The sequence below is a fragment of the Sanguibacteroides justesenii genome (assembly GCF_003204205.1).
In the GTDB taxonomy this organism is placed as follows: Bacteria; Bacteroidota; Bacteroidia; order Bacteroidales; family Marinifilaceae; genus Gabonibacter; species Gabonibacter massiliensis.
Genome location: NZ_QJPL01000012.1, coordinates 41811 through 56121 on the forward strand (window position 1 = coordinate 41811; position 14311 = coordinate 56121).

At 41.9% G+C, this 14311-nt stretch carries 9 protein-coding genes; 4 read left to right on the top strand and 5 right to left on the bottom strand.

The window, feature by feature from the left end:
• Positions 1 to 59: 59 nt before the first annotated feature.
• The 5 genes from nifJ to DMB45_RS14225 form a co-directional block, all read right to left on the bottom strand.
• On the bottom strand, positions 60 to 3593 hold the full coding sequence (gene nifJ / locus DMB45_RS14205; RefSeq protein ID WP_041502988.1) for a pyruvate:ferredoxin (flavodoxin) oxidoreductase: 3534 nt from the start codon (positions 3591 to 3593) through the stop codon (positions 60 to 62).
• Positions 3594 to 3721: 128 nt separating this feature from the next.
• Positions 3722 to 4897: an AAA family ATPase gene (locus tag DMB45_RS14210; RefSeq protein ID WP_041502987.1), complete on the bottom strand. Its 1176-nt coding sequence runs from the start codon at positions 4895 to 4897 to the stop codon at positions 3722 to 3724.
• 126 nt (positions 4898 to 5023) lie between these two features.
• Positions 5024 to 7000 carry a transcription termination factor Rho gene (gene rho, locus DMB45_RS14215; RefSeq protein ID WP_041502986.1) on the bottom strand — a complete coding sequence of 659 codons (1977 nt, stop codon included), beginning with the start codon at positions 6998 to 7000 and terminating at the stop codon, positions 5024 to 5026.
• 123 nt (positions 7001 to 7123) lie between these two features.
• The gene (gene rsmG, locus DMB45_RS14220; protein ID WP_394341867.1) at positions 7124 to 7762 is read right to left on the bottom strand and encodes a 16S rRNA (guanine(527)-N(7))-methyltransferase RsmG; all 639 of its coding nucleotides are present in this window, start codon (positions 7760 to 7762) and stop codon (positions 7124 to 7126) included.
• Positions 7763 to 7769: 7 nt separating this feature from the next.
• The gene (locus DMB45_RS14225; RefSeq protein WP_041502985.1) at positions 7770 to 8765 is read right to left on the bottom strand and encodes a lysylphosphatidylglycerol synthase transmembrane domain-containing protein; all 996 of its coding nucleotides are present in this window, start codon (positions 8763 to 8765) and stop codon (positions 7770 to 7772) included.
• A 166-nt stretch (positions 8766 to 8931) separates the two neighbouring features.
• Between DMB45_RS14225 and rsmA the strand changes: the two genes are divergently transcribed.
• The 4 genes from rsmA to DMB45_RS14245 all read left to right on the top strand — a co-directional run bounded on the left by rsmA (position 8932) and on the right by DMB45_RS14245 (position 13978).
• A complete protein-coding gene (rsmA, locus tag DMB45_RS14230) occupies positions 8932 to 9699 on the top strand; it encodes a 16S rRNA (adenine(1518)-N(6)/adenine(1519)-N(6))-dimethyltransferase RsmA (RefSeq protein WP_041503008.1) in 768 nt (255 codons plus the stop codon).
• 14 nt (positions 9700 to 9713) lie between these two features.
• Positions 9714 to 11081, top strand: a complete 1368-nt coding sequence (mgtE, locus tag DMB45_RS14235) for a magnesium transporter (RefSeq protein WP_041502984.1) — start codon at positions 9714 to 9716, stop codon at positions 11079 to 11081.
• Between the two features lie 142 nt (positions 11082 to 11223).
• Positions 11224 to 12531: an acetyl-CoA hydrolase/transferase family protein gene (locus DMB45_RS14240; protein ID WP_041502983.1), complete on the top strand. Its 1308-nt coding sequence runs from the start codon at positions 11224 to 11226 to the stop codon at positions 12529 to 12531.
• Between the two features lie 100 nt (positions 12532 to 12631).
• Positions 12632 to 13978, top strand: coding sequence for a deoxyguanosinetriphosphate triphosphohydrolase (locus DMB45_RS14245; protein WP_041502982.1), 1347 nt, complete (start codon positions 12632 to 12634; stop codon positions 13976 to 13978).
• Positions 13979 to 14311: the final 333 nt, after the last annotated feature.

Genomic DNA, 14311 nt, shown 5'->3' on the forward strand with positions numbered 1-14311 from the left:
AAATGATAAAAATAGCGCTGCTCAAAAATTGAACAGCGCCATTTCCGTTATTGTGAATATTATTCGTTACCGTACTTCATTTCAGCACGACGTTTATAGCCTTCATACCTCCATTTAGCATCTCGTTCTGTCATTTCGAACAAACGTTCCGCATCTTCCGGAGCTGCCTTAATTAAGGAGTTGTAACGAACTTCGCCCATTAAGAACTCTCTGAATTTGGAATAATCCGGTTCTTTCGAATCCAACTGGAAGGGATTCTTACCTTCTTCTTCCAGCATCGGATTATAACGGTACAATTGCCAATAACCGCATTCCACGGCTTTCTTCTCCTCGGCCTGAGATTTACCCATACTTGCTTTCAACCCGTGATTAATACAAGGTGCGTAAGCAATAATCAGAGAAGGTCCGGGATAAGCCTCAGCTTCTTTCAACGCTTTCAAATACTGAGCCTGATTTGCTCCCATGGCAACTTGTGCTACATACACGTAACCGTATGAAGCAGCCATCATACCCAAATCTTTTTTCCGGATCCGTTTCCCGCTTGCGGCAAACTTCGCCACGGCACCGACAGGCGTCGATTTAGAAGATTGACCGCCGGTATTTGAATATACCTCCGTGTCCACAACCAGAACATTCACGTTCTGCCCGCTGGCTAACACGTGATCCAATCCACCGTAACCGATATCATATGCCCAACCGTCACCACCGAAAATCCATTGTGACTTTTTCGTGAAATAGGGTTTCAACGCCATGATCTCCTTGGCAACAGCCGATGTTTCTTTCGACATTGCAGCAGATAATTTATCGCTCGTTGCCAACGTCTTATCCCCGTCTTCATAAGCGGTAATCCACTCTTGTGCGGCAGCCTGAGCCTCAGCAGAGAATTGATTCATATGCTCTTCAACCAGTCTCTTGACACGTTCGCGCAAACGATTAGCACCCTCTGCCATACCGAATCCGTACTCGGCATTATCCTCAAACAAGGAGTTCGCCCAAGCCGGACCGCGACCGGTCACATTATTTTTACAATAGGGAGTGGAAGGAGCAGAACCACCGTAAATAGAAGAACATCCGGTTGCATTAGCTACCATCATTCTCTCTCCGAATAGTTGGGTAATCAATTTAATATACGGGGTCTCACCGCAACCGGCACAAGCACCGGAGAACTCAAACAACGGTTGTTGGAATTGAGAATTTTTTACATTGTTCGGTTCCACCAGGCGTTTGTAACCGACCTTTTCATCCATATATTTGAAACGAGCAATTTCAGCTTCCTGCGATTCAAGCGGCTTCATAACGAGCGCTTTCTCTTTTGCCGGACACACGTCGGCGCAGTTTCCACAACCCGTACAATCCAACGGAGATACCTGAATCTTGAATTGAAGACCGGCAAACTCCTTACCGATAGCCGGCTTGGAGGTCGTTCCGGCAGGAGCAGCGGCTAACTCCGCTTCCGTCATCAAGAACGGGCGAATGGCAGCATGAGGACAAACATAAGCACACTGATTACATTGTATACAGTTATTTACTTGCCATTCCGGTACATTAATTGCAATTCCCCGTTTTTCATAACGGGAAGTCCCGGCAGGAAAAGTTCCATCCTCGCGTCCCGTAAACGCACTTACCGGAAGATCATCTCCAGCTTGAGCATTCATCACATCTACCACCTTACGGATAAATTCAGGACGATTCGGATCGGGAGCTACAACTTCATCTTGCAAGTTTTTCCAATCGGCAGGGATTTCTACCTTAACGACATGCTCACCGCCGGCATCCACTGCCGCGTAATTCATTTTTACGACAGCTTCTCCTTTCTTGCCGTATGACTTATCGATGGCTTTTTTCATTTCACTCACGGCCAATTCATACGGAATCACGTTCGTAATTTTAAAGAAAGCAGCCTGCATAATCGTATTCGTACGATTGCCCAAACCTAATTGCTGACCCAATTTCGTACCGTTAATAATATAAAAATTAATCTCATTCTGGGCTAAATAACGCTTCATGGCATTCGGAAGATGATTCCCGACCTCTTTTTCATCCCAAATAGAGTTCAACAAGAAAGAGCCCCCCTTCTTCAATCCTTTCAATACGTCATACATATGAACGTAAGCCGGAACGTGACATGCCACAAAGTCAGGAGTCGTTACTAAATAAGTAGAACGGATCGGCTCATCACCGAAACGAAGGTGAGAAGCGGTAAAACCTCCCGATTTTTTAGAGTCATAAGCGAAATAAGCTTGACAATATTTATTGGTAGCACTACCGATAATCTTAATCGAATTCTTATTGGCACCAACCGTACCGTCCGAGCCTAAACCGTAAAACTTAGCCTCATAGGTTCCGGCAGAAGTTACTTTTACTTCCGGTTCTACGGGAAGAGAGTGGAAAGTAACATCATCTACGATTCCGATTGTAAATTTATCCTTAGGCTCATTCATTGCCAAATTCTTGTATACGGCGATAATCTGCGCGGGAGTTACGTCTTTGGAACCCAAACCGTAACGTCCACCCACGATAACCGGAGCATTCTCTTTGCCGTAGAAGATCTCTTTCACATCCAAATACAACGGATCTCCGTTTGCTCCCGGCTCTTTTGTACGATCAAGTACGGCAATTCTTCTTACAGATGCCGGCATGACGTCCATAAAATATTTAGCAGAGAACGGACGGTACAGGTGTACTGCTATCATTCCGACCTTTTCTCCCTGAGCCATCTTATAGTCGATTACCTCCCGAATGGTCTCGGTCACCGACCCCATAGCTATGATGATATTCTCGGCATCGTTCGCACCATAGTAATCAAACGGACGATACGTACGTCCCGTGAGCTTAGACATCTCTTTCATGTATTCAGCCACGATATCGGGAACCGCATCGTAAAAACGATTGGCAGCCTCTCTTGCCTGGAAATAGATATCCGGGTTCTGCGCCGTACCCTTCGTCACCGGATTCTCAGAACTTTGAGCTCTATCGCGGAACTCCTGCAACGCCTTCATATCCACTAATCCGCGCAGATCTTCCATATCAATCTCTTCTATCTTCTGTATTTCGTGAGACGTACGGAATCCGTCGAAGAAATTTAAGAAAGGTACTCTCGATTTTATAGCAGTCAGGTGAGAAACAGCTGAAAGGTCCATCACTTCCTGAACGGAACCGGAAGCCAACATAGCAAAACCGGCCTGACGAGCAGCGTAAACATCCGCGTGATCTCCGAAAATAGAAAGAGCATGAGCCGCTAAAGCACGGGCACTCACGTGGAAAACGCATGGTAACAGCTCTCCCGCAATCTTATACATATTCGGAATCATCAGCAATAAACCTTGCGATGCAGTATACGTGGTTGTCAAAGCACCGGCTTGCAAAGAACCATGAACGGCTCCGGCAGCACCCGCCTCTGATTGCATTTCAACCAGGCGAACTGTTTCGCCAAACATATTTTTTCTTCCTTTAGCAGCCCATTCGTCAACGTATTCAGCCATCGGAGACGAAGGAGTGATCGGATAAATACACGATACTTCACTGAACATATAGGCTATATGCGCAGCAGCAGCGTTACCGTCACAAGTAATAAATTTCTTTTCTTTTGCCATTTTTTTTTACATTAACTAACAATCATTCATTCCTCTGAAAACACGATTCAACACCTGAAAAATACCGAAGCCCTCTCCGTCCAGCATGTGATCTTATTCTCAACTATATTACACTATTTATTTAATTATCAATATACAAAACCAGTAAGCCATAAAGGTACAATATTTTTCTTCCCTCGTTCTATCATATCCGTCATTATTATTAAATTATCCTTTATTCGCCTTTTATCTCCCTCTTGTCTCACGAGAATATCATAGCGTCCGTTTACCAGAAAATCCGCATTTTCCGAATAATTCAAGCTGGCCACAGGGCATAACTGACTAACTAAAAAGGTTTTTCTGACCGTAGCGGCATCCGTATTATCCAAACATACGGCATTCAATAAATTGGGATTATGAAGATATACCTGATTAGGCTTCAAGCCGTTCTCGTCATCACTTTCCTTGTCAAACAACAAAGTCAGTAAACGGGCATTTTTCATATAATGCAAATAATTGAGTACCGTGGCCCTCGATACTCCGATTTCATGGCTCAATTTACTGATATTTACATTGTTATTATCATTTGCCACAATATAAAGCAATTGCTTCAATTTAGTCAAATATTTCAATTCTATCTGGTTATTATACGGAATATCAAACTCTAACGTTAAGTTTATATTCTTTAATAAATAATCGATATGTGATTTCTCTTCCAAATAGATGGGATAATAGCCGTATTTCAAATAATTCCCGAAATGGGCCAAAGGACGCACGCGGTCTAAAATACGGTCTACAATCTCCTCGTGATGCTCCAATATCTCCTCAAAAGCAAATACCGGAAATTTATGTCCCGTCTCCAACTCCAGGAATTCCCGAAAAGACAACCCGCTCAGGTTATACATCTCCACAATTCCGTGCAGGTATTTGTTGGATTTAATCCTCACGATGGAAGAGGCCGTAAAAACAATCCGCAATTCTGGAAAATGATCGTAAGCTTCCCTCAACTCTTTATCCCAATCGGGATATTTATGAACTTGATCCAGCAGCAATACTTTTCCCCCCAATTTATAGAAACGCTCCACAAAATGGAACAACCCCTCCGTCGCAAAAAAAAGATTATTGATATTCACGTAAAGACACGATGGATCATCCTCATAATATTCTTTGCAAAAAGCCAGAAGAAAATTTGTTTTCCCTACCCCGCGGCTCCCCTTTATAGCAATCAGACGGGCACGACAATCTATTACATCCAGCAACCCCCGACGGATAGTAGAAGTCCTCTCCTTCAATAGAATATCGTGTGTAATACGTAAACTCTCCATCTCTCTTTTTTTGCAATGCAAATATAGTAAAAAAAGATGCGTTTTGTAATCTACATGTTACAAAACATAGAAAAAGCGGGTTAAAGATCATTTTAACCCGCTTTTTTATCTTATAAGCCATCTGAATCACTTATCATTCATAGAAATCAGAAATTCCTCATTGGATTTCGTTTTTTCCAAACGATCTTTCACAAATTGCATAGCTTCAACGGAGTTCATATCCGTCAAATAATTACGTAATATCCAAATTCGATTCAACGTGTAATCACCCAACAAAAGGTCGTCACGACGCGTACTGGAAGCCGTAATATCCACAGCCGGATAAATACGACGATTGGATAATTTGCGATCCAATTGCAACTCCATGTTACCCGTTCCTTTAAACTCTTCAAAAATCACATCATCCATTTTCGATCCGGTCTCCGTCAACGCAGTGGCCAAAATCGTCAACGATCCTCCATCTTCAATATTCCGGGCCGCTCCGAAGAAACGTTTCGGCTTATGTAACGCGTTTGCATCCACACCGCCGGAAAGAACCTTACCGGAAGCAGGAGATACGGTATTATAGGCGCGGGCCAAACGAGTAATGGAATCCAAAAGAATCACCACATCATGACCGCATTCCACCATACGTTTCGCCTTCTCCAAAACGATATTAGCGACCTTCACGTGGCGTTCCGCCGGTTCGTCGAACGTAGAGGAGATAACCTCTGCATTTACATTCCGGGCCATATCCGTAACCTCTTCCGGGCGCTCGTCTATCAACAGTATAATCAAATAAACCTCCGGATGATTAGCAGAAATGGCATTGGCTATTTCTTTCAATAACATGGTTTTACCGGTCTTTGGTTGAGCAACGATCAATCCGCGTTGTCCTTTACCGATAGGAGCAAACATATCTACCACCCGGGTCGAAATGGTCGCACGTCCGTTTCCGGTCAAATTGAATTTTTCATTCGGGAAAAGAGGGGTAAGATGATCAAACGGGATACGATCCCGGACAGCTTCCGGAGACTTCCCGTTGATCTTTTCCACTTTTATCAAGGGGAAATATTTTTCTCCCTCTTTGGGCGGCCGCACCGTTCCTTCAACCGTATCACCGGTTGAGAGACCGAAAAGCTTAATTTGGCTCTGTGACACGTATATATCATCCGGCGAGTTCAGGTAATTATAATCCGATGAGCGTAAAAAACCGTAACCGTCAGGCATAATCTCCAACACGCCGGAATTTAATATAATACCTTCAAACTCATAATATTTATCTCTTTTGTCGAACCGCATTTTATTCGTATTCTCACGTTTCTCTTCCGACTCCGCCAACGGACTTTCAAGCACGGGTTCCTGTACCAATTCGGGCAAAATATCAACATCCGGCTCATCCAATACGATATCGTCCTCTACAACTTGCTGTAAGGCTTCGTTATCTTTCTCGTAACGCTTAGCCTTCTTTACAAATTTAGACATCCGATCCTGTTTTGCCGGAAAATTTTCTTTACTCTTTTCTTCTTCCTTCTCCTCCGGTATAGCGGGCTCCGAACTTACCGACTGTTCATTATTTTCCGGCTTTTTATTCCGGCGATCCATAAACTTACGATTAGGCTTGTTTCCCCGTTTATTTTCCTGACTACTTTCTATTTTCTTCTCCTCAGGAGCCGTCTCTTCAACTTCCTCTTTTTTATTCTCGACAACTATACCGTTCTCCGTACGATTCAGAACTATATCCTTATCCAAAATATCACTATGGATAACATTAATAACCCGGGGTTCTTCCTTCTTCTCCGCTTCTACCGCCACAGGTTCTTCTTTTGGTTCCTCTTTTGTAGGTAGGGTCTGGGATTTGTTATCCTTCTTATTAAACCTTTTCATTCCTCCATTGGAATCTCCCACTTTCTGCACCCCTCCCCGTATAACCCGCACCCTGGGCTTCTTTTCTTTCGGTTCAACAGGAGTAGTTTCTTCTGTAGCCACCATAGCCTGCTGATCCAAAATCTTATATATCAGCTCTTTCTTTTTATAGGATTCAACCCTTTTAACATTCAGATCTTTTGCAATTTGACGCAAATCTGAAAGTAATTTTTCATTCAGTTCTAAAATATCGTACATATAATTACGTTATGGATAATTATCATTAAGTAAGTTAAGTCACCCGGCATGAACCAGGTGGAAAGTATAATCTGCACAAAATTAGAAAGAATTATCTTTATTCCCAAATTGTTAAGAAATAATTTAAAGCAACGGCATATAAATTATTTTTTTGGTTGCAAAAAACTCTTCTTCAAAAAAATCCGGAATACCATATACACGGACCTTATCTCTATACGGTTTTATCTCCTCGTCAAAATCCCCTCCCTTTATATAAAGAATCCCGTTCGGCAATTCGTTGTTTCCTCCTTTTCGAATGCGATTCCGCGTCCAGGACATAAAAGTTGGAAATGCCGTAACCGCCCTACTTACAATAAAATCAAATTTTTCTTTTACCTCTTCAACCCGAAGTTGCTCCGCTCTTACGTTTTTAAGCCCCAAAGCTGTCACGATTTCCCGAACGACCTTTATCTTTTTACCGATCGAATCTACTAAAAAAAAATCCGTTTCCGGAAAAAGAATCGCCAAGGGGATTCCCGGAAAACCTCCGCCAGTACCGACATCCATAACCCGGGTACCCGGTTTGAAAGAGATAACTTTCGCGATGGCCATGGAATGCAATACATGATGAATTTCCAATTCGCCGATATCTTTTCGAGATATGACATTTATTTTTTCATTCCATTCCCGGTACAGTCCTTCCAATTGTTCCAGTCGTTTTTTTTGCAAGTCACTCAATCCGGCAAAATATTTCTGAATGAATTCCATTGTTTCTTTGATCATTAATTAATTAGCGATTCCGATTGTAGATAGGCAAGTACAGCATACACAAAACTCCCATTACGATATACAATAAGGTCATCGCCCCGTGAGACAATAAAGCGAACGTCTTGGCCAGACTTTCCATTTCGGGAGTATTCGGCAGATACAACATCAAGGCAGCCACAACCATAAAATGCCATGCCCCGACACCCCCCTGAACCGGAGCGACCATTCCATAACTGGAAATAACAAACACGGTTAGGCCGACCAGCATATTTAAGCCGGAGGTAAACTTGAAACAGAAGAAACAGACATACAGCATTAAAAAATACATCAACCAAATGAAAACAGTATGCGCTATAAACAACCATTTGTTATCCACTCCCTTTACGGCCCAAATACCCTCCTTTAATCCAGATAAAAACTTATGTATCCGTGCCGAAAAAACGCCTTTCCGAACCAACCAAATCAATATCATTAACAGGATAACAAATAAAAAACCGATAGCCCAAATCCAACCGGATGTCAGTAAACCGTACAGCTTTTCCTTTATATCTTCGTTAGTATCCAAAAAACGTACGACTTGTCCAAATTGAGATAAAATCACGACCAAAGTCAACAATAGCAGCATGATCATATCGAACACCCGCTCCGTGACGACCGTTCCTAACAACTTGGAAAAAGGTACCTGTTCATATTTAGCTACCACTCCGCAACGAGTGAACTCTCCCATTCGAGGAATGGCCAAGTTAGCAAAATAACCGATCATAACACCCATAAAACTATTCATGAAAGAGATCTTATAGCCCATGGACCGAGTCAACAACTGCCAACGCATAGCCCGGCTGACGTGACTAAGAATTCCCAACACCACGCCGACCCATACCCAAGTATAATTTACATCTTCACGCAATACTTTCATTAAATCCGCCGGATTCTGATCCCGGTATACCAACCAAAACAAGAAAACCGTTACGGCAAAAAAAGCAAAAAACTTTATTATTTGCTTATATATTGGCTTCATCCATCAACTTTAGTAAAGTTCACACTTTAATAATTTCCTCAAATCAAAATAAAATGATTATTTTGTAAGTTGATTGCAAATGTACATTATTAATCGGAAGTTGAAAAATTAGGGAGGAGAAAGTCGTTATAATGTAAGCACATTGTTTTTAATACAACAGGAACAGATGGGTATTGTAAAAGCTAAAAAATATTTAGGACAACATTTCCTAAAAGATCAAAATATCGCTCGAAAGATCACGGACAGTCTTCTTCCTTTAACGACAAACGTGTTGGAAATAGGACCTGGGATGGGTGTCTTAACCCAGTATTTACTAAAAAATAACCGATTTTCAGTTTTGGCTATCGATATCGACCAAGAGTCCATAAGCTATCTCCACGAGGCCTTTCCGCAACAGAAAAAACAGATCATTTACGGTGACTTCCTTAAAATGGATCTCACTCTTTTTCAAAAAGAACCTTTTTCAATAATAGGAAATTTACCTTATAATATCTCGTCGCAGATTTTTTTCAGAGTTATTGAAAACAGAGATTACATTCCACAGGTTGTCTGTATGATACAAAAAGAGGTCGCCGATCGGATCAGTGCTTCCCACGGAAACAAAACCTATGGGATATTAAGTGTTTTCTTACAAACTTTTTATCATATAGAATACCTTTTTACCGTGAATGAACAGGTATTTGATCCCCCTCCCAAAGTAAAATCCGCTGTTATCCGTCTGACGCGTAACCGAAGGGAAAAATTGGATTGCAAAGAACAACTGTTTTTCAACGTCGTAAAAACCGGTTTTAATCAAAGGAGAAAAACACTCCGAAATTCATTAAAACCGATTTTACCCCCGGAATTTACTTCGGATATGTTAAATTTGCGACCCGAACAACTTAGCGCAGAAGACTTCATCACGCTATGTAAAGCCATAGAAAACAACTTATAACAGACCTGACAAGCATGCAACAATTTGAATTGACCAACGAGTTTCTCGCTAAATTAGAAGAAATCATCAACGCGAAAGATAAAGAGGGAGCTTCCAAAATAGTGGAAACCCTCCACCCTGCCGATATCGCCGAAATCTTAGAAGAACTCGATAATAAACAGGCTCAATTCTTATTCTTACTTCTTGATAATGAGTTAGCCGGTGACGTATTAGCAGAATTGGAAGAGGACGAACGTAAACGTTTTATCGAATCTTTTCCCCCGGAAATCATCGCTAAGCGTTTCATCGACAATATGGATTCGGATGATGCGGCGGATTTGGTAGGAAGCATGTCCGATGAACAACAACACGAAGTACTTTCCCACATAGAGGACTTAGAACAAGCCGGAGATATTGTCGACCTGTTGCACTATGATGAAGATACCGCCGGTGGTCTGATGGGAAAAGAGTTAGTTGCCGTCAATGAAAATTGGACCGTATTGACCTGCCTCAGGGAGTTGAGTCGACAAGCCGAAAATATCGGAGAAATTTTCTACGTGTATGTCGTTGACGATGACAACGTACTAAAAGGAAGATTATCATTAAAAAAAATGATCTTATCTCCGACATCGACCAAAATAAATAAACTGTATAACCCTGACGTCATCTTCGTTAACACGGACGAGACCGCGGAATCGGTAGGACGGATCATGCAAAAATACGATTTGGTAGCCATTCCGGTCGTGGATTCCATCGGACGACTGGTAGGTCGAATTACGATCGACGACGTCGTGGATGTCATTCGTGAAGAGGCTGAAAAAGACTATCATATGATGTCCGGTATCACCCAAGACGTGGAATCTTCGGATACGATATGGGACCAGACAAAAGCTCGTCTACCTTGGTTAATCATAGGTCTTTTCGGAGGAATGTTAGCTGCCTATATGATCTCGTTCTACCAGGCGGATATTGCCCTTTTCCCGGCTACGGCCATGTTTATCCCAGTTATCACCGCCATGGGAGGAAATGTAGGAATACAATCTTCGGCCATCGTCGTAAAAGGTTTGGCCTCCAATTCTCTCGGAGTAAAAAATATTTTCCAAAACATTATTAAGGAAATAGGAGGAGCTTTAATCAACGCTACCATATGTTCTTCCATCATTTTTGTCCTCACCCTTTGTTTCAATATGAACTCTTTCGCCATGCCGCTCACGGTAACGATTTCTCTCTTTACGGTAATTATTTTTGCTTCGCTATTCGGAACGGCTTTCCCTCTGTTACTCAATAGAATCAATATTGACCCGGCTCTGGCTACCGGTCCTTTCATCACCTTAACCAATGATATCATCGGATTAAATATCTATCTTTTCATCGGAAAATTAATCCTTGCCGAACTATTATAACCCCCCTTTAGCATTAGCTTCCAAAAGCACTTTTTTAATTACAGAAAAAATTGTTTAATTAAAAGAGTGTTGCTAACTTGCGCCCTCGATAAGAAAGAAAAACTGCTATAAATCATAAGGCGTTAAGATAAAATAAATCATTATGTATCAAGGAATAAAAACAGTATCATTTGAAGAAGCTGTAAAAGTAGTGAAATCGGGTGATCGAATTCACATTCACAGTGTTGCTTGTGCTCCGCAAGGATTGATTCAAGCCCTTTGTAACAGAGGTCGTGCAGGAGAATTAAAAGGTGTAAGAATACAACACCTGCACACGGAAGGAAGCGCTCCCTATGCCGAAGCCGAATTCGAAGGTGTTTTCCTTCTCGAATCTTATTTCGTGGGAAGCAATGTTCGCAAACCGACCCAAGCCGGTTATGCCGATTATGTTCCCGTTCACTTGAGTGAAACACAAAAATTAATCCGCAGCGGAATTCATCCGATAGACGTAGCTATGATTCAGGTGTGTCCGCCGGATAAACACGGATACGTATCTATGGGGACCTCCGTTGATGCGACTTTAGCTGCCGTACAAAACGCGAAAACGGTTATTGCCGTCATCAATCCGAATGTTCCCAGAGCATGGGGTGACGCTATCATTAAATTATCGGATATCGATGTCTTCTGCGAAGACAACACGCCGTTAATCGAAGCACATCCGGCCTCTCTAACGGAAGAGGATATCAAAATCGGAAAAAACTGCGCCGCATTAATCGAAGACGGAGCTACCTTGCAAATGGGAATCGGAGCTATTCCGAATGCCGTGCTTTCTCAATTGGGAAATCATAAAAATTTAGGTATTCACACCGAAATGTTCGCTGACGGCGTACTGCCTCTCTATGCCAAAGGAGTCATCAATAACTTAAATAAAAAATTCGATAAAGGAAAGATCGTATCCACCTTCTTAATGGGTTCCAAAGAAGTATATGATTTCATCGACGATAACCCGGCCGTAGCCATGATGGATGTAGGGTATACCAACGACCCGTGCATCATCGCTCAACAACCTAAGATGACAGCCATTAATTCGGCTCTGTCCGTCGATATTACGGGACAGGTGAATGCCGACTCCATCGGGTGCAAATTTTACAGCGGTTGCGGCGGCCAATTGGATTTCATCCGCGGAGCAGCAGCCAGCGAAGGAGGTAAACCCATCATCGCCTTACCCTCCGTTACCAACAAAGGAGTGAGCAAAATTACCCCGACCCTATTAAACGGAGCCGGAGTCGTGACCACCCGTTTTGACGTCCATTATATCGTAACGGAATTCGGTGCGGCCGATTTATACGGAAAAACATTGCAACAAAGAGCAAAAGCACTTATCGCTATCGCACATCCGGATCATCAGGAAGAGTTGGACAAAGCAGCCTTCGAACGATTCGGCAGTCATTTCCATTTTATCCAAAAATAAAAAGAAAAGAGGAAGCTTAAATTAGCTTCCTCTTTTTTTATTACTATTTTTGTACATAATACCGATCAATGGATCAGGTATTTTTTTTAAATTTTTTATTATGGATTGGAATAAACTTATATCTGCCAGACGGTATCAACCGGGAAGTGCCCCCACCCTATTTCGTTCGCACGATCGTTCGCAATTCCAAAGGGACTACGATCGTTTGATCTTCTCTTCTCCCTTCAGACGCTTACAAAACAAAACCCAGGTATTTCCTTTACCGGGAAACATATTCGTGCACAACAGACTAACCCATAGTCTGGAAGTAGCCAGTGTAGGGCGTTCCTTAGGAATCAAAATCGCCCAATTTATAAAGCAAAGAGAGAGAGTAGAAAACCCTGAAATTTTAGAGGAAATCGGAACGATTGTCAGTACGGCTTGCCTGGCCCATGATTTAGGAAATCCCCCTTTCGGTCACTCCGGTGAAGAGGCCATATCTTACTTTTTCATAGATGGTGAGGGACAATACCTAAAAAAATTACTCACGGATGAAGAGTGGGCGGATATCAGTCATTTTGAAGGGAACGCGAATGCCTTCAGATTACTAACCCATAACTTTAACGGCCGGCGGCCGGGAGGATATACCATGACATATACCACGTTAGCCTCCATCGTCAAATATCCTTTCGAATCCAAAGCGGCAGTTAAAGGGCATAAATACGGTTTTTTCCAAAGTGAAAAAGAGATTTACCGGGAAATTGCCGAAGAGTTGGGATTAATCCAGCTGAATGAAAAACCTCTTCAATTCGTACGCCATCCTTTAGTCTTCTTAGTCGAAGCCGCAGATGATATCTGCTACCAAATTATGGATATCGAAGATTCCCATAAACTGAAAATTTTATCTTACGATGAGACGACCAAAATATTATTAAATTTCTACGATAAGGAAGAGGATAAAGAGGATTTGAAAACGATAGCCAAAACATTCAAAATAGTTACCGACAAAAATGAGTGTATCGCTTTTTTACGAGCCGGAATCATCAACAAATTGATCAATGCCTGCGCCAACGTATTCTGTGAGAATTACGAGGCAATCATGAACGGTACATTCAAAGGTTCTCTGATACAACACCTTTCCGGAATCAATAAAACAGCTTATGATGCCTGCACCGATTTGGCTTATTCGCGCATATACCATACCAATATCGTGACTCAAATTCAAATAGCCGGTTTCAAAATATTGGCCACGATCCTTAAAGAATACATCGATGCCGTCCTGAAACCGGGAACCTATTATGCCCGAAATATATTATCCATCATGCCGGAACAATACAAAGTACACCAAGACGATAGCATTTATACAAAAATTCAAACCGTAACCGATTATGTATCGGGGATGACCGATTCCTACGCCCTGAATCTTTACCGCAAAATAAAAGGTATCGAACTACCCGAAATCAAATAAATATGTTATTTGCAAATAAATTCCATTGAATTTTATTCCAAATAACAACAAGTATAGATTGAAAGAATCTGATATTAGAAATATTGATGATGGTAGATTAAAGGATTGACGATTGTAGATTTTAAATTTTAGATTGTAAATTAAAAACGGGATTCAATTTACAATCTAAAATTAAAAAAGGGACGATCGCGGGACTAAATTCGAATCAGCCAATCACTCGATCACCAAATCATTTAATCACTTAATCATTTTAATCTACAATAAAAAAAGCCACGATCTCTCGTGGCTTCTCCCTAAATTCGGCATCGACCTACTCTCCCACCTCGCGGCAGT

Coding starts and splice junctions, on each gene's coding strand:
- mgtE (WP_041502984.1), top strand. CDS start 9,714: ATGCAACAATTTGAATTGACCAACGAGTTTCTCGCTAAATTAGAAGAA.
- rho (WP_041502986.1), bottom strand. CDS start 7,000: ATGTACGATATTTTAGAACTGAATGAAAAATTACTTTCAGATTTGCGT.
- nifJ (WP_041502988.1), bottom strand. CDS start 3,593: ATGGCAAAAGAAAAGAAATTTATTACTTGTGACGGTAACGCTGCTGCT.
- DMB45_RS14225 (WP_041502985.1), bottom strand. CDS start 8,765: ATGAAGCCAATATATAAGCAAATAATAAAGTTTTTTGCTTTTTTTGCC.
- DMB45_RS14210 (WP_041502987.1), bottom strand. CDS start 4,897: ATGGAGAGTTTACGTATTACACACGATATTCTATTGAAGGAGAGGACT.
- rsmA (WP_041503008.1), top strand. CDS start 8,932: ATGGGTATTGTAAAAGCTAAAAAATATTTAGGACAACATTTCCTAAAA.
- DMB45_RS14245 (WP_041502982.1), top strand. CDS start 12,632: ATGGATTGGAATAAACTTATATCTGCCAGACGGTATCAACCGGGAAGT.
- DMB45_RS14240 (WP_041502983.1), top strand. CDS start 11,224: ATGTATCAAGGAATAAAAACAGTATCATTTGAAGAAGCTGTAAAAGTA.
- rsmG (WP_394341867.1), bottom strand. CDS start 7,762: ATGATCAAAGAAACAATGGAATTCATTCAGAAATATTTTGCCGGATTG.